The organism is Massilia hydrophila (genome assembly GCF_020208145.1).
Taxonomy (GTDB): Bacteria; Pseudomonadota; Gammaproteobacteria; order Burkholderiales; family Burkholderiaceae_D; genus Telluria; species Telluria hydrophila.
Window position 1 is genome coordinate 852,472 of sequence record NZ_JAHYBX010000001.1, and the last position, 24,618, is coordinate 877,089.

Consider the following 24,618-nt stretch of genomic DNA (forward strand, 5'->3'; position numbering starts at 1 on the left):
CCATGCGAATCCACGCCATCTTCCGCCTGACCACCCTCGCCCTGGCCACCAGCCTGGCGGCCGGCTGCGCCGTCGGCCCCGCCTACCAGCGCCCCGGTACGCCCGAGCCGGCGGCCTTCAAGGAAGCCGAGGGCTGGGTGGCGGCCGCGCCCGCCGACGCGCTCGAGCGCGGCCCCTGGTGGCAGCTTTTCGGCGATCCGGTGCTGGACGGGCTGGCGGCCAGCGTGGACGTCTCGAACCAGAACGTGGCGCTGGCGGTGGCCAACTATGCCCAGGCGCGCGCCCTGGTCCAGCAGCAGCGCGCCGCGCTGTTCCCGAGCCTGGGCCTGAACTTGGGCGCCGACCGTTCCGGCGTGCGCGGGCAGGGCGCCGATACGTCCTACCGCCTGAACCTGGGCGGCAGCTGGGAACCCGACGTGTGGGGGCGCCTGCGCGCCGGCGTCGCCAGCGCCCAGGCGGGCCTTGATGCCAGCGCCGCAGACCTGGCCAGCGCGCGCCTGTCGGCCCAGGGCGAGCTGGCCGCCAACTACTTCGCCCTGCGCGCGCTCGATGCCCAGAGCGCGCTCTTGGGGCGCACCATCGCCGGCTACGAGCGCGAGCTGCGCATCACCGAGAACCGCTTCAATGTCGGCATCGTGGCCCGTACCGACGTGCTGCAGGCCCAGACCCAGCTGGCCAGCGCGCGCAACGACGCCCTTGGCCTTGCCCGCCAGCGCGCCCAGTTCGAGCATGCGATCGCGATCCTGGTGGGGCGGGCGCCGGCCGAGTTCGCGCTGGCCGCGCTGCCCGACTGGCGCGCCTCGGTACCGGCGGTGCCGGTCGGCGTGCCCTCGCTGCTGCTGCAGCGCCGTCCCGACATCGCCGCCGCCGAGCGCGACGTGGCGGCCGCCAATGCGGAGATCGGCATCGCGCGCTCGGCCTATTTCCCGAACATCGGCCTGTCGGCCTCGCTGGGTACGGGCGGCAGCCGGGTGGGCGACCTGGTCTCGGCCTCGAACGCGGCCTGGTCCTTCGGCCTGTCGGCTGCCCAGGCCATCTTCAATGCCGGCGCCACCCGGGCCAGCGTGGCGGGTGCCGAAGCGCGCCACCAGGCCGCGGTGGCTCGCTACCGCCAGACGGTGCTGAACGCCTTCGGCCAGGTCGAGGACGGGCTGACCGCGGTGCGCGTGCTGGAACAGCAGCAGGCGCTGCGCCAGGTGGCGTCCGAAGCGGCCGACAAGGTCGAGCAGCAGATCATGAACCGCTACCGCGCGGGGCAGGTGAGCTATTCCGAAGTGGTGCAGGCCCAGGCCACAGCGCTGAATGCGCGGCGCGCGCTGGTACAGGTGCAGGCCGACCGCCAGGCGGCGGCGGTGGCGCTGATCCAGGCGCTCGGCGGTGGCTGGCGCGCAGGGCAATAAGGGCGGCCACGGGAAGGGGGGGCAGCGTCACGGCGCGCCCGTCAATACGCCAAAAAACGACCCGCCACACATACAAGAAAGTTATACTCCGGACTGCCTTTTTTACTCATCCGGGGTTCACCTTGTTCAAATCGATCGTACTGCCCGTCGTCCTCCTGGGCGCCGCGGGCGCCGCCATGGCCGACGAGGGCCAGTGGCAGCCGCACCAGCTGCCGCAACTCAAATCCGAACTGAAGCGCATCGGCATCACCATGCCGGCCGAGAAGCTGGCCGACCTCACCAAGCATCCGATGAGTGCGATGGTGTCGCTGGGCGGCTGCTCGGCCTCCTTCGTCTCGCCCGATGGCCTGATCGTCACCAACCACCACTGCGCCTACGGCGCCATCCAGCGCAATTCGACGCCGGAAAAGAATTTCATCGTCAACGGCTTCCTGGCCAAGACCCGCGCCGAGGAACTGCCGGGCGGCCCGAACACCCTGGTCTACGTCACCGAGAAGGTGGAGAACGTCACCGACCGCGTGCTCAAGGGCCTGGCGCCGAACCTGTCGGGCCGCGAGCGCCACGAACTGGTGGAGTCGCGCATCAAGGCCCTGGTGGCCGAATGCGAGACCGACAAATCGGCGCGCTGCTCGGTGCCGGCCTTCCACCGCGGCCTCGAGTACTACCGCATCAAGCAGCTGATGATCCGCGACGTGCGCCTGGTGTACGCGCCGTCCGACCGCATCGGCAACTTCGGCGGCGACATCGACAACTACGAATGGCCGCGCCAGACCGGCGACTATTCCTTCCTGCGCGCCTACGTCGGCAAGGACGGACGCCCGGCCGACCCGTCACCGGACAACGTGCCGTACAAGTCGAAGGACTTCCTGGTGGTGTCCGCCGAGGGACTGAAGAACGGCGATCCGATCCTGCTGGCCGGCTACCCGGGCCGCACCAGCCGCTACAAGCTGCCGAGCGAGATCCGCTTCGCGCGCGACGTCGACTTCCCAGGCAAGGTGGCCACCATCACCGCCGACCTGTCGGTGATCTCGGCCGCCACCATGGGCAACCCGGCCTGGGACGTGCGCTACGCCAGCGTCGCCAAGAGCCTGAACAACGTGCTGAAGAAGACCCAGGGCCTGCTCGACGGCTTCGCGCGCAAGGACATCGCCGCCATCAAGGACGTGCAGGACGCCGAGTTCCGCGCCTGGCACAAGGCGAATGGCGCCGGCGCCTCGAAGAACCTGCTGGGTGAACTGGACAGCGTGATCGCGCAGGACATGGCCGCCTCGCGCCAGGAAGGCGCCTGGCTTGAAGCGACCCACAGCGACCTGCTCAAGAGCGCCCGCTCGCTGTACCGCCTGGCGCTCGAGCGCCAGAAGCCGGACGCCCAGCGCGAAGCCGGCTACCAGGAACGCGACCTGTCCTTCATCAAGGCGCGGCTGACCCGCCTCGAACAATCCTTCGTGCCGCAGGTGGACGAAGCGCGCTGGGGCGCCGCGCTGGCGCGCTACGCCCGCGTCGACGCCAGGCTGCGCCCGCAGGGCCTGGACGCGCTGCTGCCGGCGCCGACCGCGATCAACGCCATGTACAAGACCACCGAGCTGGCCGACACCGCCAAGCGCTTGGCCTGGATCGGCAAGGATCCGGATGCCTTCCGCAAGTCTAGCGACCCGTTCATCCAGCTCGCCGTGCGCCTGCACGAGACCGGCATGGCGCTGGAGAACCGCCGCAACGAGATCGACGGCAACCTGGAACGCGTGATCCCGCAGTACATGGCGGCCGTCATCGCCTGGAAGAAGTCGCAGGGCAAGCCGGTCTACCCGGACGCCAACTCGACGCTGCGCGTGACCTTCGGCACTGTGGCGCCGTATTCGCCGCGCGACGGCCTGGTGAAGGGTCCGTTCACGACGGTGGAGGGCATCGTCGAGAAAGCCACCAGCAAGGACCCGTTCATCGCCCCGGCCCCGCTGCTGGACGCGATCAAGGCCAAGCGCTACGGCGTGTTCAAGGACCCGGTGCTGGGCACGGTGCCGGTCAATTTCCTGTCGAGCGCCGACACCACCGGCGGCAACTCCGGTTCGGCCATCATGAACAAGCGCGGCGAACTGGTGGGCCTGAACTTCGATTCGACCTATGAATCGATCACCAAGGACTGGTACTTCGACCCGGTGATCACGCGCGCGATCCACGTCGACATCCGCTACATGCTGTGGCTGATGAAGGAAGTCGACGGGGCCGACAACCTGCTGAAGGAAATGACGATCAAGTATCCGAAGAAGTAATCCGGTGCGCCGTCGAGGACACCGCGCCACGGAGCGATCCCGGCGCGGTGTTTTTTATCTGGCGCATGCCTCGAAGAGCATCGACCAGTTCATTTCCCAGGTGCGCCCGCCGTCGCCCGACATTGCCTGCTCCCAGCGTGGACGCCCGGTGGCGACGTCCGACCAGGTGTAGCGGACCCGGATCGGCCGGCCGTCGAGTTCATCGTCGCCTTCGAAGACGCCGACCCCGTTCTCGAATCGCCCAACCACCGGCGGCAGCAGCAGGCCGGATGCGTGCATTCCGCCGTTCATGTTGTCCAGCCAGTGGATGCTCCACAGGCCAGTCTGCGGATTGAACAGGCGCAGCGACAGGCCGACGTAACCCGGACGCCAGGTAGCGGCCACGAAGTCGTCGTAGTTACCGATCCCGCCCGGCAGCCGGCGGTTGGTTTGCAAGGCGTCGAAGGTTTCCCATTCGTTGCAGGCCTGCAGCCGCCTGAGCAGCCGGCGGTTGCCGACCTTCCAGTCTCCCAGCAGGAAATCGAATGCATTCGCGTCCATCATCCTCTCCAGTTCATTGACGAACTATGGTAGGGTGAAGACTTGGTGCGGACAATGCAGGATCGAAGGATACGGGCCTGCTGTTCCGGTCTTTTCAAGGTTTTCGGCGAGTGTGGCTTTGGCTTTTGAACTGGATGCATACGACCGCAAGATCCTGGCCCTGCTGCAGCAGGATGCGCGCCTGTCGTATTCCGAGATCGGGCGCCGGGTACACCTGAGTTCACCCGCGATTGCCGAGCGCGTAAGACGGCTCGAGGAAGTTGGCGTCATCCGCGGGTTTTCGGCCAATGTCAACCTGCGGGCCATCGGCTACAGCTTCGAAACCTTTGTCAGCATCGTGGTCGATTCGCACGATGCGCTCGATGGCTGGGCGCACGCGCATCCCGAAGTACTGGCGCTGCATGCGACGACCGGCGCGCATTGTGCGCTGCTGCGGCTCGCCGTGCGCAGCCCGGAACATCTCGAGGCCTTGCTCAAATCGCTCGCCCGGATCGGCAAGACCTCGACCTCGATGGTGCTATCCACCCAGTTCGAAACCCGGTAGCGGGTGCCCGGGGATCAGCTTGCGCTGGACTGAAGGGCAGGAAACCACATATCGAAGCGCGTTTCGCCTGACACGCCAGGCGCCAGCGCGCAGGTCGCGCCGTGCCGCTGCAGCACCTCGCGCACGAACATCAGGCCGATTCCCTGGCCGCCGCGCTTGGTGCTGAAGAAGGGCGTGAACAGACGCTGGGCCGAGGCTTGTTCCAGCAGTGCCCCGCTATCGATCACCGACAGCCGCACGCGCTCGCCCAGGTCTTCCAGCTCGACACGGATCGCGCCGCCTGCCGAGGCGTCGCGCGCATTGCGCTCGTCGATCGCCTCCACCGCGTTCTTGACGACGTTCAGCAGCGCCCCTTCGATCAGCTGCACGTCGAGCAGCAGCGCGGGCACGGCATCGCAGCGGCCCCAGCCGAGCTGGATGGCGCGCGCCTTGCACTGTTCGCGGTTCAGCCACAGGATGTCGTCCACCACGTCCTGCAGGCGGGTCGGACGCAGTTCCGGCGCCGGCATCTTGACCACGCGCGTGAAGCGGTCGATGAATTCGCCCAGGCTGACGTTACGGCGCTTGACGGCGACGATGGCGGTGACGAAGTCGCCGGCGTCGCGCTCGTCGAGCTGGCCGCGGTAGCTGAGCAGGGAATCGAGCACCGAGCCGGTGGCGGCCACCGTGTTGTTGACCTCGTGCGCCAGCACGCGGATCAGGCGTGCATAGGTGGCGCGTTCCGAGTCTTCGAGTTCGGCGCTCAGGTCCTCCACGATCAGGAAGTGGCGCGCGAAGCCGCGGTCGAAGAAGCGGCTGCGTTGCGCGCGGTAGCGCCGGCCGTCGAGGTCGACCAGCAGCCGGCTGTCCCCGAGTTCGAGCGCATCTAACTGGCGCAGCAGGTCGCGGCTGCGCGCGATGTCGCGCGCATCGAGCGTCGGATCGAAGACGGCATCGGCGTCCTGCCAGGCCGACAGCGGCCTGCCGAGCGGCGCACCCAGGCCCAGCAGGCCGGCGGCGCTCGCATTCATCAGGCTGATCGCGTGGTCGAAATCGAATACCAGCACCGCGCTCGGCGTCGCTTCCAGCAGGCGTTCGAGCAGGCCCTGCTGCTCGCCGGCCGCCAGGCGTTCGCGGTGCAGGGCGCCCAGCATGCCGTTGAACATGGCGACCAGTTCATCGAGTTCCGTCACGCCCGGCGCGGCCAGGCGCGCCGCGTATTGCTGGTCCTGCAGCAGGTCGTGGAAACGGCGCGTGTAGCCGAGCGGCTCCAGCGCGCGCTTCATCAACCACCAGCCCAGCGCCATGCTGGCCGCGAGCAGCAGCTCGGCGCCGACGAACAGCAGCGGCCGGGCAGGCAGCAGCAGGAGCGCGCAGCCGGCCAGTAGCAGGTGCAGCAGCGCCAGGTAAGCCGTGAGCTGCGTCTGGAGCGGCAACCGGATGGCGGGCAGCTTCATTCCTCGCGCAGGTCCGCGCCAAGGCCGTGGCGTTCGAGGCGGCGGTACAGGGCGGTGCGCGACAGTCCCAGGGCCCGGGCCATGCGCGAGATGTTCCCCGCATGCTGCTGCAGCGCCTGTTCGATCATGTGGCGCTCCACCTGTTCCAGCGTCATCCCGTCCATGCCGGGCCGATGGTGGGCGCTGCCTTCGTCGACCGCGCTGGCGGCCAGGAAGTCGGCCTGCCCGAGGTGCTGCTTGCCGGCCAGGAGCAGGGCGCGTTCCAGGGTCTGCTTCAGCTGGCGGATATTGCCCGGCCAGGGCTGGTTCGTCAGCCAGTCCAGCGCATCGGGCGCAAGCACGACCTCGCCCAGGCCATAGCCCTGCGCCACGGATTCGGCGATCTGGCGGGCCAGCAGCGCGATGTCGCTGCGGCGCTCGCGCAGCGGCGGCAGGCGAATGGTAATCAGGTTCAGCCGGTAGAACAGGTCTTCGCGGAATTCGCCGCTCGCCACCAGTTCCGCCAGTTCGCGGTTGGTGGCCGAGACCACGCGCAGGTCGGCCTGCAGCGAGGTGCTGGCGCCGACCGGCTGGTAGCGCTGGTCCTGCAGCACGCGCAGCAGCTTGACCTGGTCGCCGCGCTGCAATTCCCCGATCTCGTCGAGGAACAGGGTGCCGCCGTCGGCCGCGGCGACGTGGCCCTTGCGGTCGCTGCGCGCATCGGTGAATGCGCCGCGCACGTGGCCGAACATTTCGCTCTCGAACAGCGAGCTGGTGACCGCGCCCATGTTGATCTTGACGATGGGCTTGCCTGCGCGCGGGCTGTTGCGGTGGATGGCGTCGGCGACCAGCTCCTTGCCGGTGCCGCTCTCGCCCAGGATCAGCACCGGCGCGCGGGTACGCGCCACTTGCGCGATCGTCTCCAGCACCTTCAGCAGCTTCGGGTGTTCGCCGACGATGGCGGAAAAATCGCATTGCGCATCGAGCGCACGGCGCGTGGGCTTTGGGACCGAGGCCGGCGCGGCAAGATCCAGCGTGGCCTCGACCAGCGCCACCAGCTGGCCGTTGTCCCAGGGCTTGGTGAAGAAGTTCGCGGCGCCGGCCTTCACCCCGCGCACCGCGAGCGAGATCGAGCCCCAGGCCGTCATCAGGAGCACCGGCAGGCCGGGCTGCAGCCCCTTGACGCGGGCCAGCAGGTCCAGGCCTTCCTCGCCGCTGGTCTGCAGCGAGAAATTCATGTCCTGCAAGACCAGGTCGACCGGTCCCGCCTGCAGCTGCGCGATGGCCTGCTGCGGGCTGTCGGCGCAGACGGCATCGAAACCGGACTGCTTGAGTAAGAGGGCGAGCGAGACCTGTACTGCACCATCGTCGTCGACGATGAGGATGCGGCGCCTGCGTTGTCGTTCCATGTGGTTCCTGTTGCTATTCGTAGTGCAGCGCTTCGCTCGGGCTCAGGCGGCTTGCACGCCATCCCGGGTAGAGGGAGCATAGCAAGGATAGCAGATAGATCACGCCCATCGACAGCCCGGCGGCGGCGGTGAAGACGGTCCAGTTCAGGCTGTCGCCGAAGGCCCCGGTGAGCGGCAGTTGCACCAGCAGCAGCAGTCCAAGCACGATGGCGGTGGAACTGAGCAGCAGCTGCTCGGCGATGATCTGGCCGTAGATGTCGGTGGTGCGCGCCCCGACCGCGCGGCGCAGGCCGATCTCGGGGATGCGCTGGGTGGTGTTCTGCCACAGGGCGCCGAACAGGCCGAAGGCCACCATCAGCAGCATGAAGGCACCGATCACGCCAAGGATGATGAGCGGCGTGAGCTGGGTCTTCATCATCGTGTCGCGGGTATCGCGCACCGGCGCAATCTGGTAGGTCCAGGCATTGTTGACCAGCTTCAGGCGCCGGTGCAGCCGGGTTTCGAAACTGCGCTCGACGCCGGGGCGCAGTTTCAGCAGGATGGTCCTGGCCGCGCGCTCGCCGGCGCCGGGCACGAAGCGCACGAAGGTGAAGTTGTCGGGCGCGGACAGTTCGCCGCTGGTGCGGTACTCGTCCACCAGGCCGACCACCTTGTAGAACACCCTGGCGCCGCGGTCGCTGTCCTCGAACTGCTGGCCGACCGCCGCTTTGCCGGGGAACATGGCGCTTGCCATGCGTCGGTTCAGCACCACGGGGATCGCCGCCGCGCCGTCGTCCAGGGCCGAGAACCAGCGGCCCTCGATCACGCGCAGGCCCAGTACCTTGTCCAGGTCGTCGCTGACATCGAGCATGCCCGTATCGACTTCGCCACCACCGGGGGCCTTCCAGCTGCCACCCATCGACGACATCGAATACGGCTCAGCGGTCGCAAAGGCGACCTGCTGCACCTCCGGCAGTTCGCGCAGGCTGCGCCGAAACGCGTCGTAGCTGGCGGCGTCGATCCGCGCGCTATTCCTGTTCGGCGTGACCTTCACCGCCCATACGTCGGTGGCGTCAAAGCCGGTTGGCATGCGCGACAGCTGCCAGTAGCGCATTGCGAAGGCCGCGACCGCGAACACGATCGCGAAGGCGAGCAGGATTTCGAGACTCAGCATCAGGTTCCTGGTCTTGCGCTTCCAGGTCAGCTTGAGGAGGTGGCGCAGCATCACAGGTTTCCTTTCAGGGCATGGACGGGATCGAGGCGCGACATGCGCCAGGCCGGCAGCACGCCGGACAGCACGCCGAACACGGAGGCGGCCAGGAGACCGTAGCCGAAGACGGCCAGGTCCATGTCGACCTTCAGATAGGGGATGAGACCGGCGTTTTCGATCCAGTGCAGCACGCCCGCGGTAGCCGCCAGCGCGACCACGCCGCCTGCCAGGCACAGGAGGATGTTCTCGATCACCAGCTGCATGGCGAGCTGGCCGCTGGTGGCGCCGAAGGCCTTGCGCACGCCGATCTCGGAGCGGCGCTCCATGATGCGGCCGGTGTTCAGGTTGACCAGGTTCAGTGCCGGCAGCAGCATGAACAGCAGCATGGCCCCGACGATGATCGCGACCAGGCGGCCGGCGCCCGAATCGCGGTCGAGGTAGCGATGGAACACGGTGCGCGCGAACAGGTCGAGTTTGCTGTCGGCCCAGAAGTGCGCGCTAACCCACTCCTTCGGGTCGTCGGTCTGCATGCTCCGGGCGATGTGCTCGACCTGCTGGCGGATGCGCGGCAGGTCGGCCGGGCTGCGCGCCAGGATCAGGGCATTGAAAGTGCCGGACAACTGCTCGCGGTAGTCGGTCGATGCGAGGCTGGTGATCGGCGCCCAAATGTCGGCATAGGCGTTCAGGTGCAGTTCGTCGCCGACCACGCCGATCACCTCGAAGTTGCGGCCGCCGACGTCGATGCGCTGGCCGATGGCGCTGCCTGCTTCGCCGGAGAACAGCTTGCGTGCGCTGGTCTGGTTCAGCACCGCCACGCTGCGTCCCGCGATGTCGTCGTCCGGCGTGGGCAGGCGCCCCGCCAGCAGGCGGAAGTCCAGCACTTTCCAGTAGTCGGCGTCGGCGCGCCGCATCTGCAGTTCGGTGACGCGCTGGTCCTGGTAGACGGCCACGGTCTCGGGTATCGTCACGGCGGAGACGCGTTCGGCGCCCTGCAGCGGTTTCAGGTATTTGTCGATCAGCTTGTAGCCGAGCAGCAGGTGGCTGGTGCGGTGTCCATCCTTGCTGTCCAGGCGCATCAGCGCCACCTGCAGCATGCGGTCGCTCTTGCCTTCCACGCCCTTCGGAAAGAAAGCCGTCTCCAGCATCGCGGTAATCACCATCAGCACGATCAGGGTGAGCACGATGCAGGCCAGGTTGATCGCCGTGAACAGCTTGCGGCGCATGAAGACCTTCCAGGCCGTGAGCAGGTAGTTACGCAGCATGGACGCGCTCTCCGGTAGCGCCGGCCGGGCTGACCAGCTGGCCGTCGAACACGCGCACGATGCGATGGGTGCGGCGCGCTTCCTGTTCGTCGTGGGTGACCATCACCACCGTCGTGCCCTCGGCGTTCAGCTTGAGCAGGATGTCCATGACTTCCTCGCCCATCTTGCTGTCCAGGTTGCCGGTCGGCTCGTCGGCCAGCAGGATCTTCGGCTGGCCGACGATGGCGCGGGCGATCGCCACGCGCTGCTGCTGGCCGCCCGACAGCTGGTTCGGATAGTGATCCATGCGCGCCCCCAGGCCGACCTTTTCCAGCGCCGCGCGCGCCAGGCGGCGGCGTTCGGCGCCGGACATGCGGCGGTACAGCAGGGGCACTTCGACGTTGTCGATCACGCGCAGGTCGGGAACCAGGTGGAAGCTCTGGAAGATGAAGCCGAAGGTCTCGTTGCGCAGCCTGGCCAGTTCGCGGTCACCGGGGCGCTGCAGGACGGCGCCGCCGATCTCGATGCTGCCCTGGCCGGGGCGGTCGAGCAGGCCGATGACGTTCAGCAGCGTGCTCTTGCCGCAGCCGCTGGGGCCCATCATGGCCACGAATTCGCCCTCCCTGACGTGCAGGTCGATGTCCTTCAGGGCCAGGGTCTCGACCTTGTCGGTGCGGTAGGTCTTGCTGACCTTGTTCAGTTTGATCATATCGTTCTCCTTATTGTGAGATGCGGATGTTGTCCAGGTCCTTGAAGGCGCCGGTGCCTGACACGATGAAGCGCTCGCCCGGGCGGGCGCCGCTCACCACCTCGACCACCTTGCCGTCGCTGGCGCCGAGTTCCAGCAGGGTTCTGTGGGCCATGCCGTCGCGCACGGCAAATGCCGGCTGGCGGCCCTTGCCATTGAAGGCGGTGCCGCTGTCGATCACCAGGACGTCCGCCTTGTGGCCGGTGACGACGTTAACGTCCACCCGCATCTTGTTGCGCAGCATCGGGTTGTGCGGCTGTTCCAGGTCGACCAGCAGCTTGATGCTGCCGTTCTGGATCTCGGGCAGGATGGTGTGGACGCGCCCGGCCAGTACCTCGCCGTTCTGCTCGACGCGCACTGGCTGGCCCACCTCCAGCTGGCGGGCATGGAAGTCGGACAGGGTCGCCTCGACCCGGTAGTTGTTCAGTTCCGAAACGCGCGCCACCAGCTGGCCGGCCGCCACGCTGGCACCGGCTTCCTCGACGAGGGAGGTCAGCATGCCGGAGAAGGGCGCGCGTACCCGGGTCTGCTCGAGCAGGCTTTCCTGGCGCACGATCTGCTTCTGCAGGATCGCCTGTTGCAGCTTCGCGGCGGCGATGCTGCCGGCGGTGGCGCGCCGTGTGTCCTCGATCAGCGCGCGCTGCTGGCGCAGCTGCACTTCGTTGCGCTGCACGTTCAGCTCCGAGGTCAGGAGATCCTGCCCGGACACCAGGCCACTCTCGCGCAGCTTGCGGTTGCGCTCGCGCAGCGCGCGGCTGGCCTGCAGGTCGATCTCCAGCAGTTCGATGGCCGACGCTGTCTGCTTGAGTTTCTGTTCCATCTCGATTCCCAAGGTGGCGACCTTGTTTTCCTGCTGCGCCAGCTGCTCCTTCAGCGATTCGAGCGCCAGGCGGATTTCGCGGTCGTCCAGCTCCAGCAGCAGCTCACCCTGTTTCACCTGCTGGCCCGGCTTGGCCAGCACGCGGGCGACGCGGCTCATGCCCGGGCTGGACACGACTTCCTCGTGCACGGGAATCACGACGCCCGCGGCGTTGATGGTGTTGTCCACCGTGCCGCGCCTGACCTCGGCGACGACGATGTCGGCGGCGTCGACGCCGGGGCGCACGGCGCGGTTGATGCCCCAGGCGGCGCCCAGGAAGCCTGCGCACAGCAGGATGCCGCTGCCGAGGCGCAGGAGCCGGCGGTGCCGCAGAATGTCGATGCCAATGGCTTGGTCCATGGGATGCTGGCTTTACTGAGTCGAGATGTGTCCTTCCATTGCAAGCATCGTGCCAGCCGGGCTTTCCTGGGGGGCAGGGATGCCGGACGGCGCCGCGCTGCCCGTGCGCGGGCACTGGTGTCCGGATCCGGGCAGTTCGGGAAGGACAGACGGGGAGGGCAAACCCGCGCAGCTTGCGGATTCGCGCGCCACCTCCCATAATCGCCTGTTGACCTGACATCCTCCCTTCCTGCCGCGCATGAACGAACCGCTTGCCGTCCTCGGTTTCAGCACCACCCCGCTGGAACTCGTCTCTTTCCTGCTGGCGGCGATCACCGTGCTGCTCAACATCCGCCAGAAGCACTGGGCCTGGCTGTTCTCGATCGTCTCCTCGGCCACGTATGCCGGGGTATTCTTCGAAGCCAGGCTGTATGGCGACATGGGCCTGCAGTTCGTGTTCATCGCGGCCTCGGTGTGGGGCTGGTACCAGTGGCTGCACGGCGCCGGCGAGCAGCCGCTGGTGGTGACGCGCTTCAAGCGCGGCGGCTGGGGCTGGGCCATCGCCGGCTGGGCGATCGGTTTCGTGCTGCTGTCCCAATTCCTCGACCACCTCACCGACACCGACGTGCCGCACGCGGACGGCTTCCTGACCGCGGGCAGCCTGCTCGGCCAGCTCCTGCTGGGCCGCAAGAAGGTCGAGAACTGGTTGGTCTGGATCGTGGTGGACGTGCTCTATGTCGGCCTGTACGTGTACAAGGACCTCTACCTGACCGCCATCCTGTACGCCGTGTTCGTGGTGCTGGCCTGGACCGGCTGGCGCGCCTGGTCGAACATCGCGCGGAGGGATGCGTGAGCGCAGCTGTCGTGGAGGGGCCGGTGCGGCGGGTGGCGGTGCTGGGCGCGGAATCGTCCGGCAAGTCGACCCTGTGCGAGGCGCTGGCGCGGCATTTCGGCACCGTGTGGGTGCCGGAATACCTGCGCGAGTTCGTCGATACCCATGGACGCGTGCCCTTCGAAAGCGACCAGTATCCGATCGCGCTGGCCCAGCGTGCGCGCGAGGAAGAAGCGGCGGCGCAGGCCAGGCGCTTCCTGTTCTGCGATACGACGCCGCTGATGACGGCGCTGTACAGCCGCCAGTACTGGGGGCGGGTCGATCCGCAGCTGGCCGAGCTGGACCGCCGGCACGACTATGCCTGGACCCTGGTCACGGCGCCGGACGGCCCGTGGGAGCCAGATGGCCTGCAGCGCGAATCGGAGGCCGTGCGCCAGCAGGTGCACGCGATGCTGGTCGAGACGCTCGCGCGCAGGCAGATCGCGTACGTGCTGCTGGAAGGTGGCCTGGAACAGCGCCTGCGGCGGGTGGAGGCGCTGCTGGCATCGGCGTGATGCCGACGCCAGCCAGTTCAGAAGTCGAACTGGGCCGACACCCGGAAGGTGCGCGGCGCACCCGGCAGCAGGTAGCCGCCCAGCGACTGGGACACGTCGCGCCAGTAGAACCTGTCGAACAGGTTGTCCACACGCGCGCGCAGCACCGTGTTGACATTGCCGACCCGCAGCGCGTAGGACCCGCCCAGCGCGGCCACGTGGTAGGCCGGGACGATGGCGCGGTTCTCCGGATCGAAGGCCTTGCTGCCCGCGTACTGCCAGGTCGCGTCCAGCTTCAGGCCCGCCACGGCCGGCACCGCGTATTCGACCCAGGCGGTGGAACGCAGTTGCGGCACGTTGGTCACGCGCTTGCCTTCGACGTTGGCGTCTCCGGTGCCGGTCTGCCTGGCCTGCAGCGCCATGAGTGACAGGCTGTATTGCAGGCGGGCGTCCAGCCGGCCCTGGGCCGCGAACTCCAGTCCGCGGTGGCGCTGGCGGCCGGCGCGCACCAGGTAGTTGGCCGCGTTGACATATTCGAGGCCCTGGCGGATGTCGAACACGGCGGCGGACACCGTCATCGCCCGGTTCAGCACGCCCTTGGCGCCCAGTTCGGCCTGCTTCGCGCGGCCGGGCGGCAGCACGCTGCCTTCGTTCTCGGTGCCCATCTCGGCGATGCCGCCGTGCTGCAGGCCGTGGCTCAGCGAACCATACAGGCTCCAGTCCGGCGCCGGCTTGTAGACCAGCGCCACGCTCGGCAGCACGAAGCTGTCCTGCGCATGCACCCAGCCCTGTTCCAGGTCGTCCAGCTCGTCGCGCTTGAGCTTCACCCAGCGCAGGCCGGCGTGCAGCGTGAGCCCCTCGTCCAGGCTCAGGACGTCCTGCGCGAACAGGGCCGTCTCGCGGTCGGTGCGGCGCTCCATCACCGGGCCGGTGCGGCGATCGGGGGCGACCGGGTCCACCACGCGCGGATTCCAGATGTTGCTGTAGCCGACCCCGTCATAGACATATTCGCCGTAGCTGTCGTGGCGCTCGGAGAGCGCGGTGCCGAGGGTCAGCCGGTGGCGCACCGCGCCGGTGGCGAAGCGGCCCTGCAGCATGGCCTGCATGCCCCACGGGGTCTTGCGCTCGCCCGTGCTCTGGTAGTCGTAGACGTCGAAGTCGCCGTTCGAACAGTAGCCCGGATAGAAACCGTCGCCCTCGTAGCTGCAGCCATAGGGGAAGGCAGTGTAGTCGTCGCGCTTGAACCAGTGCTTGTTGGCGCTGACCTGCGCGTTCCAGTCCGCATTCACACGGTAGTCGAGACGCAGGCCCAGGTTGCTGCTGTCGGTTTCCACCGGCTTGGTCCAGGGCTGGTCGTTGAGCAGGGTCTTCGGCGACACGCCGGTCGGCAGCACTTCGTTGCGCAGCAGCTGGTAGCCCGGCGCCGTGACCTGGGACCGGTGCTGGTGGTCGAGGTCGAGCGCCAGCAGCGCGTCCGGCGTCACCTGCCAGTCGAAGGCGGCCGAGACGAACTGGCGTTCGCCGTCGGCGCGGCGCACGTAGGACTTCAGGTCTTCGGCGGCGGCATTGATCCGGTAGCCGAAGCGGCGGTCCGTGAAGCGTCCGCCCAGGTCGAGCGAGCCGTGCACGGTGCCGCGTTCGCTCACCTCGACCAGCGCGGAGCGCAGCGGCGCACTGGTCGGGCGCTTGGTGACGAAGTTGACCATGCCGCCCGGCGCGGCCACGCCGGCCTGCAGGCCCGCCAGGCCGCGCAGCACCTCGATGCGTTCCTTGTTCTCGAGCGGAATCTGGGTGTCGGCGGGAATCGCGATGCCGTCCTTGCGGTAGCTGCTGGCGTTGTCGAGGGCGAAGCCGCGCACCGAGAACTGCTCGGCATAGCCGACCGCGTTGTAGGCGTCACCCACCGAGGCGTCGAAGCGCGCCGCGTCGGTGACGTTGCGGATCGACAGGTCGAGCATCTGGGCGCGGTCGATCGCGGTAATCGCGGCCGGGGTGTCGAGCAGCGGGGCGTCGCCGAAGCCGCCGATGCTGGCGCGTTCGCTGCCGGGGCCGCGGCTGCCGGTGACCACCACCGAGGCCACGGGCTCGGACTGCTGCGCCCAGGCGGCGCTCGAGAAGGCCTGCATGATGGCGCAGGCGAGGAGGGATTGCTTCAGCTTGAAAGTCATGGTTTGCTCGTTTTCGCGCGCCACGTCGGACAGGGCGCGCTGCTTTTGATAAAAAAGCCGGAGCCAACGTGGGGGAAGGGCAAACAAGGATGGGAACTGCGTTGCGCTTTCCTTCGCTGGCATTATCCAGATCAGGTACGAAGGGTATCTCTCACCCGGCGGCGCGCTGTTCGCGCGCGCCAGGACCCCTAGCGAGGCGCGAGTGTACCACGGTCCCGGGCGTGTGTGGTGAAGGTGGCAAGGGCCGATGCCGAAAGCAGGGACCCGCGGCAGGTGCCGAAGGCCGGGACTCGCGGCAGGAGCCGCTCAGGCCTGTGCGGTGGCCGGCGCGGCCTGCGCCTCGGTGCGCGGGCGCGTGGCCGGCGCCAGGTGGCGCAGCAGCGTGCCGCGGGCGGCGTCGCCGATGGCGCGCCAGCATTCGCGGCGCTGGGCGGCGCGCTTGCGGTGCTTGGACGGCATGTCGGCCAGCGGCTTGAGGTAGAAGGGCAGGTGGACCAGGTAGGCGCGCCCTGGCTGCTCGATCCCGCCCAGGATGCGCCAGAAACCGTCGTAGGCGTTGTCGGCCTGCTGCGGGGCGCGTGCATCGCCGCTGACCCGCTCGGCGCACTTGATGGCCGCCACCTGGTCGATGCCCAGCGCCTGGGCCAGGCCCTGCATGGCGGCGAAGCAGAAGAAGCTGGGCGAATTGTTGGGGAAGGCCTGCTCGAAGGCGGCGAAGGCGGCACCCGCATCGTGCCAGCGCCCTTCGTTGCGCGTGATGAAGGGTACGGTGGGCAGGGCGGCGCCGGCCAGTGCGCCGTCGACCCAGCTGTAGCACAGGCGGTGCAGCGGCCTGCCGTCGGCCAGCAGCGAAATCGCCAGCCCGCCTTCGCCTTCGGCCAGCGCGCGCCGCGCCGCCTGCAGGCGCAGGCTGAACACGTGCTGACCGTCGTCCAGCGCCGCTTCGTGCTGCCACAGCGTGAGGCCGCTGCCGCCATGCACGGCCTGGTGGTAGGCGCCGCCAAAGCTGGCGTCCTCGAAGCGGTAATGCGACAGCACGCACTGTACGCGCTCGCGCACGCTCAGGCCGCGCGCCAGGTAGCTGCGCTGGCTCAGGTGGCGGAACAGGTCCGCGCCCGGGGCGCCGGCCACGTGGCGGCGCACCAGGTCGAGGCGGCACAGGGCCTGGTGTTCGCGCCAGTAGCGCAGTACGCGCAGGCTGCGCACGACGCCCAGCACCCAGGCGGCGGGCGAATGCTGGCGGCGCCGTGCGCGCCAGGAGGAGGACAGGTGGGCCAGTATCATGCGTTGCTCCCAGTCGGCGTAAAGTTGCGCGGCGCCGCCTCGGCGCCACTGTCTTTATCTTCGGGCCCGCCCTCAAGGCGGGCAGGGCGCGGCTAGCCGCCGCCTGCCGGGCAGGGGGGAGTGCGCATGGCGCAGGGGAATTGCGGCAAAGCGGGGAGCTGCATGGAAGCGCTGGTCGCGAGGGCATTCATGTTGTCTTTCTCATTCTTGGCGTGGCGTCGCTCGTGCGACTTGTCGTTTTCGCCTGACATGCAGACAAGGTTACCATGTTTGGCGCGCCATGCTTCCGGATCCTCCCCGATAATTGCCGCACACCGAAACACAGCGGAGGCGGAGATGGCGTATGAACTGTTCTACTGGCCGGGCATCCAGGGCCGTGGCGAATTCGTGAGGCTGGCGCTGGAGGAAGCGGGGGCCGACTACGTCGACGTGGCGCGCCGGGAAGGGGGCATGGAACTCATGCTGGCGGCGCTCGAGAATGGCACCCATCCGGCCTTCGCGCCGCCCTTCCTGCGCGCCGGCGAAGCGACCATCGGACAGGTCGCCAACATCCTGCTCTACCTCGGCGAGCGCCATGGCCTGGCGCCGCGCTCCGATCCGGGCCGGCTGTGGGTGCACCAGCTGCAGCTGACCATCGCCGACCTGGTGGCCGAGATCCACGACACCCACCACCCGATCTCCACCTCGCTCTACTACGAAGACCAGAAGCCGGAAGCGCAGCGCCGCGCCGCCGACCTGGTCGAGACGCGCCTGCCCAAATTCTTCGGCTATTTCTCGCGCCTGCTCACCAATCCCGAGCCGCGCGACTGGCTGGCGGGCGACAAGCCGAGCTATGCCGACCTGTCGCTGTTCCAGGTGGTGGACGGCTTGCGCTATGCCTTCCCGAACGCCATGAAGCGCCTCGAAGGCGAGTACCCGGCGCTGGCGGCACTGCACGCGCGGGTGGCGGCAAGGCCGAACATCGCGGCCTACCTGGCTTCGCCGCGGCGCATCCCGTACAACCAGAACGGCATCTTCCGCCACTATCCGGAACTGGACGAATAGTTCGTTCTCCCTGTGGGCGGTGTTCCATCGACAGGCCACCGTGCATGCCCACGCTAGCGCACCCAGCCTGCGCTACGCCTCCAGGGTCCCGGCGCGCTCGAGTCGCTTGTAGTAGACCAGCGAGAAGGCCACCGGCACCAGCGCCGCGCCGACCAGCAGCGCCACCGCCGCCGGCGAGGGCAGGCCGGCCAGCACCACAGCCAGGCTCAGCAGGCCGCCGACGACCATGGTCTTGCCGGCCAGGCGGTGGGTGGCATACCAGACCCGTTCGTTGGCGAGGGTCCAGGGTGTGCGTACCCCGAGCCAGAAGTTGCGGCGCAGCTTGCCCATCACATTGCCGGTCAGGACGAAGAACAGGCCGAGGCCGCCGACGATGGCGCGGTCCACCGCGAAGCCGGGTTCGCGCGCGGCCCACAGGTGCACGCACTGCAGGTAGGCCAGCAGGCAGACCACGGCCATGCCGCTGAACCACCAGGTGTCTTCGAAGGACTCCACCGCGAAGCGGCGCGGCGACAGCTTCGGCAGCGCCAGCCACAGCGCCGCCAGGCCGAGCACGAACGCGGAAGGCAGCAGCACCAGATGGCGTTCGCCCCAGCGATCCACCTGGCCGGAGCCGTTCCAGTGAATCGGGATGCGTGCCGGCAGCTCCGCATAGAACACGGCCACCATGCCCAGGCCCAGCAGCAGGGCCGCCAGGCAAACCACGATAAAACGTCGTTTCATTGTTTGTCTCCCCTGGCGCCGCGCGCCATGTCCATCGACCAGGCCAGCACGTCTTCGAGCACCGTGGTGTCGAGCGCATACCAGATGGTCTGTCCCTCGCGCCGGCTGGTGATCAGGCCGGCCGCCTTGAGCACTGCAAAATGGTGCGACATGGTCGGCTTGGTCATGTCGAACCGCGCCGCCACGTCGCCCGCGCTCATCTCCTCGTGCCGCAGCAGGCGCAGGATCTCGCGCCGCGTCGGATCGGCGATCGCCTTGAACACCTCGTTCAGCGGCACTCCCATGTTTGATCGCTTTCTAATTAGATGAATATCGAAATACTAGCAGCGCCCCTGCGCCGCGTCAAGCTTTCCAGGGGCAGCCCGGCTGCCCCTGGGGCACGCGGAGCTGCGCCTGCAGCCGGAGCGGTGCCGGATTATGATGATGGTCCCGCAAACCAGACCAGAAACGAGACCGCCATGCAGCCAGCCGTAGCGCCACCCGCCAGCCTGAACGATATCGAACGCATCGCCGCCTTTTCCGACGGCGACGCGGGTGGCAACCCGGCTGGGGTGTGGATCGGCGCGGTGCTGCCGCCGCAGGCGCAGATGGCGGCGCTGGCGCGCGCACTCGGCTTTTCGGAAACCGCCTTCGCCGCCCCCGCGACCGCCGGGAGTAGCGGCGCCGGTCCCGGTTCGGCGCCGCAGGCCTGGCGGGTGCGCTACTTCGCGCCCGAATCCGAAGTGCCGTTCTGCGGCCACGCGACGATCGCGCTGGGCGCCGCCCTGGCGCGCCGCTTCGGCGATGGCCGCTACACGCTGCAGCTGAACGCGGCCACGATCTCGGTCGAGGGCCGCAGCGAAGGCGCCCGGGTGGCGGCCAGCCTGCAGTCGCCGCCGACCTGGAGCGCGCCGGCGCCCGTGGCCCTGGTCGAGGCCGCGCTGGCGCTGTTCGGCTATACCCGCGCCGAGCTCGACCCGCGCATCCCGCCAGCCCTGGCCCATGCCGGCGCCGACCACCTGGTGCTGGCCCTGAACAGCCGCGAAGCCCTGGCGCGCATGTCCTATGCGCTCGAAGCGGGCCGGCGCCTGATGCAGGAACACGGCCTGGTGACGGTGGTGCTGGCCTGGGCCGAGGGGCCGCAGCTGTTCCATACCCGGAACCCCTTTGCTTCCGGCGGGGTGCTGGAAGATCCCGCCACCGGTGCCGGTACCGCGGCCCTGGCCGGCTACCTGCGCGACCTTGGCTGGCCGCATGGCGGCACCATCGAGGTGGTGCAAGGCGAGGATATGGGCATGCGCTCGCGCCTGCGCGCCGACATCGGACCGGCGCCGGGTGCCTCGATCCGCGTGTCCGGCACGGCGCGCGTGATGGACGGCCCGGCCTAAGGGGGGGCAGGCGGGCAGGCTGCATGCGGCCAGGCGGCGACGCCTGCGCGCCGTTTGCCAGATATTGCATGACGGTATTTGCCTAAGCCTGTATCCTTGCGCTTTGACACCGCAGTCGGCATCCGTTTGCGGTTTTCGAGCGCTTGCTTCCCGTTTATGCCCAACTCGACACCCCAACGTCGTTCTTCGCTCCTGCTCGCTGCACACGCGGTCGTCGAGTGGGTGCTGAACCTGTTCGCCTACTACCTGATTCCGCTCGGGATCGGCTTCGTCTCCCTGCTTGCCCTGCTGTTCTGGCACGACCAGTACCGCAGCAGCGGCGACGTGCCGCTGTCGATGCACGTGCTGTCCCAGGAGGATGGCGCGCTGGCGCCGGGCGCGGCGCTGGCGCGCCTCCGCGCCAGCAGCCTGGTGAGCGGCCACGATACCCACCTGTCCGAGGCGCCGGTCTGGTTCGCCTTCGAGCCGATGCCGCGCAGCGGCAGCCAGGTGATCGAATTCCCTTCGCGCCACGCGCTCGACGTGGCCTGCTGGGATGCCGCCAGCCTGGCCCCGCTCGGCGCCGCCACGCGCGCCGGCGGCAGCGGCGTGATCTCCGCCTCGAAGGCCGGCTTCGTCCTCGACCTGCAGCCGCTGCCTGCCGAGCTGCTGTGCCGCGTCCGTTCCGCGGGCCCGGCCCGCCTGTCGGTGCTGCAATGGCCGGCTGCCCAGTACACGCTGTCGGTCGAACAGTACCACCGCAAGTCCGGCCTGCTCGATGGCGGCATGGTCGTGCTGGCCCTGTTCGTCCTGATCACGGCCCTGATCAACCGCCAGCCGCTGTACGTGCTGTTCGCAGGCTGGCTGATCCTGAACCTGCGCGTGGGCGCGCTCTCGGCCGGCTGGGACATCCAGTGGCTGGGCCAGACCGTCCCTTCGGACTGGCTGCTGCGCAGCCGCTCGGTCACCATCACGCTGTATGGCATCGCGACCCTGACCCTGTACCAGGCCCTGCTGAAGCAGAACATCGCGGCCCTGCGCTACGTGCTGCCGGTGCGCATCATGCAATGGCTGTGCACGCCGATGCTGGCCGCCGCCATGTTCCTGCCCTACGGCATGTATCTGCCGCTGCTGTGGGGCATCACGGTTTGCTGCTTCTCGGTGATGACGGTGGGCCTGTTCAAGATCATCGTCGAATCGCGCAACCGGGTCGCCTCGTGGTTCGCGGCCTCGTTCGCGGTGAGCTTCCTGGCCACCATCGCCGAGGTCGCGGCGGCCGCGCTGGGCATGCGCGAACTGCTGGGTGTCATCAACAGCGTGACCGCGGCGCTTGCGTCCAGCCTGCTGGCCGCGCTCGCCGTGGCCGAGCAGATGCGGATCGAAACCGAGCAGCGCGAAGCGGCCCAGCGCGAGCTGGAGCACGCCTACCAGGCGATGCCGGTCGGCCTGTTCACGCTCGACATGGCGGGCCACTTCCTGAGTGTCAATCCGGCCTTGCGCAAGATGCTCGGCATCGGCCGCTTCGTGCCGGGCCGCACCGCCTGGCGCGAATACTTCAGCGAAGGCAGCTGGACCGCCCTGCAGCAGCGCGTGCATGCGCGCGAAGAGGCCGAGATGGAGCTGAGCAGCCGCGACGGTGGCCAGCGCTTCCAGGTCAGCGCCACCCTGGCCCGCGCGCGCATCGAGGGCGTGCTGCAGGACACCACCGAAAAGCACAAGGTCACCGAGCAACTGCAGTTCATGGCCAATAACGACCCGCTGACCAAGGTCTTCAACCGGCGCGGCATCGAGCAGGAATATGCGCAGGCGGCGGCCGCCCTGGCGGCCGGCAAGCCGATGGCCCTGGCCTACGTCGACCTCGACCGCTTCAAGCTGATCAACGACCTGTTCGGCCACGCGGCCGGCGACGAGGTGCTCAAGCAGGTCTGCGAGCGGATGGCGGGGATCCTGGCCGGCGGCCAGCAGGTCGGGCGCGTGGGCGGCGACGAATTCGTGATCGTGATGCCGGATACGGCGATCGCGCTGGCCACCATCATCTGCCGCGGCATCGTCGACCGGCTCGGCAGCACGCCGTTCCGGGTGGGCGACAAGGCCTTCCATGTGCGCGCATCGGTCGGCCTGATCGAGCTGGCGCCGGGCATCCCGATGAAGGACGCGGTCTCGACCGCCGACCGCGCCTGCCGCGAGGCCAAGCTGGGCACCGGCGAAGGCCTGGTGGTGTACGAGCGCGGCGCCGAAGCCTTCCGCCAGCGCGAGGTGGAACTCGACATGGTGGCGCGCCTGTCCGGTCCGGGAGCCACCGACAGCCTGCTGCTCGAGATGCAGCCGATCATGTCGCTGCGCAGCCCGCGCGACACGCTCAACTTCGAGGTGCTGCTGCGCCTGCACGAGCCGGACGGGCGGGTGGTGCCGGCCGGCGCCGTCATCGCCGCGGCCGAGAAGAGCGGGCGCGCCAGCCTGATCGACCGCTGGGTGCTGAACACGACCCTGGCCTGGATCGCCGAGCATGCCGAGCGCCTCGGCAATACACGCTTCGTGTGCATGAACCTGTCGGGCGCCTCGCTCAACGACGAGCGCTTCGTGCAGGATACGTTCGCGGTGCTGGGCCAGTACCTGCACGTGGCCAGCCGCCTGTGCCTGGAGATCACGGAGAGCGTCGCCCTGCACGACCTGGACAACACGCGCCGCTTCATCGACCAGGTGCGCAGCTTCGGCGTGAAGGTGGCGCTGGACGACTTCGGCGCCGGCTATACCTCGTTCTCCTACCTGAAGGAATTGCCGGCCGACGTGCTGAAAATCGACGGCAACTTCATCGTCAACATCAATGCCCACCCGGCCAACGTGGCGATCGTGGAAGCCATGGTCAGCCTGGCCGGCAACCTGGGCATGAAGACGGTGGCGGAGTGGGCGGAAGACGCGGCCACGGTGCGTACGCTCGCGCGCATCGGGGTCGACTACGTGCAGGGCTGGGTGGTGGCCCGTTCGCAGCCGGCGGAGCGCCTGCTGGCGGCACGCTCGGCGGCGGAATTCATCACCGATCCGGAGCTGCTCGAACTGCTGGGCGAACTCGATGCCCGGGCCAGCGCGGGCCTGGTGCCCGGCTGAGGGCGGCGCTTCAGTCGAGGGTGGCCAGGGTCTGGCGGGTGCCGGTATCCATCAGCAGGAACTGGGCGCGCGCGGCCTTCAGGGTGGCGATGTCGCGCGTCAGCGGCTTGCCCCGGGTGCGCACGAAGCCCGCGCTACGCTGCGGCGGGGGCGGCAGCACGCCCTGCTCGACGGCCAGCGGATAGGGCGCCACGCGGCCGGCATCGTGCCGGGCCTGGCCGGACGGGGCGTCGGCGCCGCCGCCGGGCAGGCGCACGGTGCTGGCGCGGCCCGCGCAGGGCTGGTCGGTGAGGGTGATGCGGCCGTCGCTGCCCACGCACTTGACGATCTCCGAGCCGGCCAGTGCCGGAGGGACGGCGGACGCGGCCAGCGCCGCGGCGAGGATGCTGAGGCACAGATGACGCTTCATGGTCGGCTCCTTGGATTGAGCCTCCATTGTCCGCGCCCGTCTTACACGCTTCTGTTCGCTGTCACACGCGTGCGCGCGCTGGAACGGTATTCGCCATTCCAGCAGGAATCGTTCACGCCGATGCCGTCGCGACCAGTTCCGCGAAACGCGCCAGGTCGACGTTGCCGCCGCTGACCAGGATGCCGACGCGCTTGCCTTTCACGTCGACCACGCCGTGCAGCGCCGCGGCCGCCGCCAGGCAGCCGGTCGGCTCGACGATCATTTTCATGCGTTCGGCAAAGTAGGCCATGGTCTGCACTAGCTGCGCGTCGCTGACGGTGACGATCTCGTCGACGGCGCGCCGGATCACCTCGAAATTGTGCGCGCCGACATGGGTCACCATGGCGCCGTCGGCGATGGTCCTGGGCACCGCGATGTGCACGATCTCGCCCTTGCGCAGCGACTGCTGGCCGTCGTTGCCGGCCTCCGGCTCGACCCCGATCACCTTGCAATGCGGCGACAGCGCGCGCGCCGCCAGCGCGCAGCCGGCCAGCAGGCCGCCGCCGCCCAGGCACACCAGCAGGATGTCGAGCGGGCCCGTTTCCTCGAACAGTTCCTTGGCCGCCGTGCCCTGGCCCGCGATCACGTCCGGATGGTCGTAGGGCGGCACCAGGGTCATGCCGCGTTCCTGCGACAGGCGGCGCCCGATCTCCTCGCGGTCCTCGGTGTAGCGGTCATAGGTGACCACCTCGCCGCCGTATTCCCGGGTCGCCTTGACCTTCAACGCCGGCGCGTCGAGCGGCATGATGATGGTCGAGCGGATCCCGGCCAGGCGCGCCGACAGGGCGATCGCCTGGGCGTGGTTGCCGGACGAATAGGTGAGCACCCCGGCCGCGCGCTGGGCCGCGTCGAACTTCGCGATCGCGTTGTAGGCGCCGCGGAACTTGAAGGCGCCCATGCGCTGGAAATTCTCGCACTTGAAGAACAGGGTGCCGCCGGTGCGCGCATCGGCCGTACTGGAGGTCAGCACCGGCGTGCGGTGGGCGGCGCCGGCCAGGCGCTCGGCCGCCAGTTCGACGTCGTGGTAGGAGAGGGCGGTGTCAGGCATGTCGGTCGGGCTCGCAGAAGTCGAAAGCCACCAGTATAGCCAAGGTCCTGCCGCCCCGTGCCGGCCTGCCCACGCGTTCAATCCGGCCCGCGCGGCCCGTGCGTCCACCTTGTCAGATTGCTTGCGATATTTGCTTGCG

Annotated in this window: 21 protein-coding genes and 1 riboswitch; of the genes, 8 read left to right on the forward strand and 13 right to left on the reverse strand. The window is 68.6% G+C overall.

Translation table 11 applies throughout. The features are described 5' to 3' along the window. Positions 1-2 precede the first annotated feature (2 nt). Entirely contained in the window at positions 3-1,400 is a 1,398-nt protein-coding gene (locus LE190_RS03890; RefSeq protein ID WP_225237466.1) for an efflux transporter outer membrane subunit, read from the forward strand. Between the two features lie 122 nt (positions 1,401-1,522). Then, positions 1,523-3,664, forward strand: a complete 2,142-nt coding sequence (locus LE190_RS03895) for a S46 family peptidase (RefSeq protein ID WP_369598415.1) — start codon at positions 1,523-1,525, stop codon at positions 3,662-3,664. A gap of 54 nt (positions 3,665-3,718) precedes the next feature. Here the strand turns inward: LE190_RS03895 and LE190_RS03900 are convergent, their stop codons facing one another. Then, positions 3,719-4,204, reverse strand: a complete 486-nt coding sequence (locus LE190_RS03900; RefSeq protein ID WP_225237467.1) for a hypothetical protein — start codon at positions 4,202-4,204, stop codon at positions 3,719-3,721. Positions 4,205-4,322: 118 nt separating this feature from the next. On the opposite strand from LE190_RS03900, the gene LE190_RS03905 reads away from it, so the two are divergent. Continuing rightward, a complete protein-coding gene (locus LE190_RS03905; RefSeq protein WP_225237468.1) occupies positions 4,323-4,748 on the forward strand; it encodes an Lrp/AsnC family transcriptional regulator in 426 nt (141 codons plus the stop codon). Positions 4,749-4,762: 14 nt separating this feature from the next. Here the strand turns inward: LE190_RS03905 and LE190_RS03910 are convergent, their stop codons facing one another. From LE190_RS03910 to LE190_RS03935, 6 genes are read right to left on the reverse strand one after another with little or no spacing between them, the layout of a single operon-like run. Continuing rightward, the gene (locus LE190_RS03910; RefSeq protein ID WP_225237469.1) at positions 4,763-6,184 is read right to left on the reverse strand and encodes a sensor histidine kinase; all 1,422 of its coding nucleotides are present in this window, start codon (positions 6,182-6,184) and stop codon (positions 4,763-4,765) included. Continuing rightward, the gene (locus tag LE190_RS03915; protein ID WP_225237470.1) at positions 6,181-7,572 is read right to left on the reverse strand and encodes a sigma-54-dependent transcriptional regulator; all 1,392 of its coding nucleotides are present in this window, start codon (positions 7,570-7,572) and stop codon (positions 6,181-6,183) included. Before LE190_RS03915 ends, LE190_RS03910 begins: the two co-directional genes overlap by 4 nt. A 13-nt stretch (positions 7,573-7,585) precedes the next feature. Next, complete coding sequence (locus LE190_RS03920; protein WP_225237471.1) at positions 7,586-8,776, reverse strand: ABC transporter permease; 1,191 nt, start codon at positions 8,774-8,776, stop codon at positions 7,586-7,588. Continuing rightward, on the reverse strand, positions 8,776-10,023 hold the full coding sequence (locus LE190_RS03925) for an ABC transporter permease (protein WP_225237472.1): 1,248 nt from the start codon (positions 10,021-10,023) through the stop codon (positions 8,776-8,778). The genes LE190_RS03920 and LE190_RS03925 overlap by 1 nt, the downstream gene beginning before the upstream one ends. Continuing rightward, entirely contained in the window at positions 10,013-10,711 is a 699-nt protein-coding gene (locus tag LE190_RS03930) for an ABC transporter ATP-binding protein (RefSeq protein ID WP_225237473.1), read from the reverse strand. Before LE190_RS03930 ends, LE190_RS03925 begins: the two co-directional genes overlap by 11 nt. A gap of 10 nt (positions 10,712-10,721) precedes the next feature. Next, positions 10,722-11,969, reverse strand: a complete 1,248-nt coding sequence (locus LE190_RS03935) for an efflux RND transporter periplasmic adaptor subunit (protein ID WP_225237474.1) — start codon at positions 11,967-11,969, stop codon at positions 10,722-10,724. Positions 11,970-12,207: 238 nt separating this feature from the next. Here LE190_RS03935 and pnuC point away from each other — a divergent pair, with 238 nt between their 5' ends. Continuing rightward, a complete protein-coding gene (pnuC, locus tag LE190_RS03940) occupies positions 12,208-12,801 on the forward strand; it encodes a nicotinamide riboside transporter PnuC (RefSeq protein WP_225237475.1) in 594 nt (197 codons plus the stop codon). Next, the gene (locus tag LE190_RS03945) at positions 12,798-13,334 is read left to right on the forward strand and encodes an AAA family ATPase (RefSeq protein ID WP_225237476.1); all 537 of its coding nucleotides are present in this window, start codon (positions 12,798-12,800) and stop codon (positions 13,332-13,334) included. Before pnuC ends, LE190_RS03945 begins: the two co-directional genes overlap by 4 nt. Positions 13,335-13,351: 17 nt before the next feature. Here the strand turns inward: LE190_RS03945 and LE190_RS03950 are convergent, their stop codons facing one another. After that, on the reverse strand, positions 13,352-15,481 hold the full coding sequence (locus tag LE190_RS03950) for a TonB-dependent siderophore receptor (RefSeq protein ID WP_225237477.1): 2,130 nt from the start codon (positions 15,479-15,481) through the stop codon (positions 13,352-13,354). Positions 15,482-15,572: 91 nt separating this feature from the next. Beyond that, a riboswitch (TPP riboswitch) is annotated at positions 15,573-15,681 on the reverse strand. 106 nt (positions 15,682-15,787) lie between these two features. Continuing rightward, positions 15,788-16,765 (reverse strand): DUF535 family protein, encoded by a 978-nt coding sequence (locus tag LE190_RS03955; protein ID WP_225237478.1) that lies wholly within the window; start codon positions 16,763-16,765, stop codon positions 15,788-15,790. A gap of 336 nt (positions 16,766-17,101) precedes the next feature. Between LE190_RS03955 and LE190_RS03960 the strand changes: the two genes are divergently transcribed. Further along, positions 17,102-17,809, forward strand: coding sequence for a glutathione S-transferase (locus LE190_RS03960; protein ID WP_225237479.1), 708 nt, complete (start codon positions 17,102-17,104; stop codon positions 17,807-17,809). Positions 17,810-17,881: 72 nt separating this feature from the next. Here the strand turns inward: LE190_RS03960 and LE190_RS03965 are convergent, their stop codons facing one another. Both LE190_RS03965 and LE190_RS03970 read right to left on the reverse strand, forming a co-directional pair. After that, positions 17,882-18,532: an SdpI family protein gene (locus LE190_RS03965; RefSeq protein WP_225237480.1), complete on the reverse strand. Its 651-nt coding sequence runs from the start codon at positions 18,530-18,532 to the stop codon at positions 17,882-17,884. Beyond that, a complete protein-coding gene (locus LE190_RS03970; RefSeq protein WP_225237481.1) occupies positions 18,529-18,816 on the reverse strand; it encodes an autorepressor SdpR family transcription factor in 288 nt (95 codons plus the stop codon). Before LE190_RS03970 ends, LE190_RS03965 begins: the two co-directional genes overlap by 4 nt. A gap of 174 nt (positions 18,817-18,990) precedes the next feature. On the opposite strand from LE190_RS03970, the gene LE190_RS03975 reads away from it, so the two are divergent. Both LE190_RS03975 and LE190_RS03980 read left to right on the forward strand, forming a co-directional pair. Beyond that, positions 18,991-19,899 (forward strand): PhzF family phenazine biosynthesis protein, encoded by a 909-nt coding sequence (locus LE190_RS03975; protein ID WP_225237482.1) that lies wholly within the window; start codon positions 18,991-18,993, stop codon positions 19,897-19,899. A gap of 156 nt (positions 19,900-20,055) precedes the next feature. Continuing rightward, positions 20,056-22,983 (forward strand): EAL domain-containing protein, encoded by a 2,928-nt coding sequence (locus LE190_RS03980; RefSeq protein WP_225237483.1) that lies wholly within the window; start codon positions 20,056-20,058, stop codon positions 22,981-22,983. A 10-nt stretch (positions 22,984-22,993) separates the two neighbouring features. Here the strand turns inward: LE190_RS03980 and LE190_RS03985 are convergent, their stop codons facing one another. Both LE190_RS03985 and LE190_RS03990 read right to left on the reverse strand, forming a co-directional pair. After that, positions 22,994-23,392, reverse strand: a complete 399-nt coding sequence (locus tag LE190_RS03985) for a DUF4124 domain-containing protein (protein ID WP_224942327.1) — start codon at positions 23,390-23,392, stop codon at positions 22,994-22,996. A 112-nt stretch (positions 23,393-23,504) separates the two neighbouring features. Continuing rightward, positions 23,505-24,479 (reverse strand): threo-3-hydroxy-L-aspartate ammonia-lyase, encoded by a 975-nt coding sequence (locus LE190_RS03990; RefSeq protein WP_225237484.1) that lies wholly within the window; start codon positions 24,477-24,479, stop codon positions 23,505-23,507. Positions 24,480-24,618 lie beyond the last annotated feature (139 nt).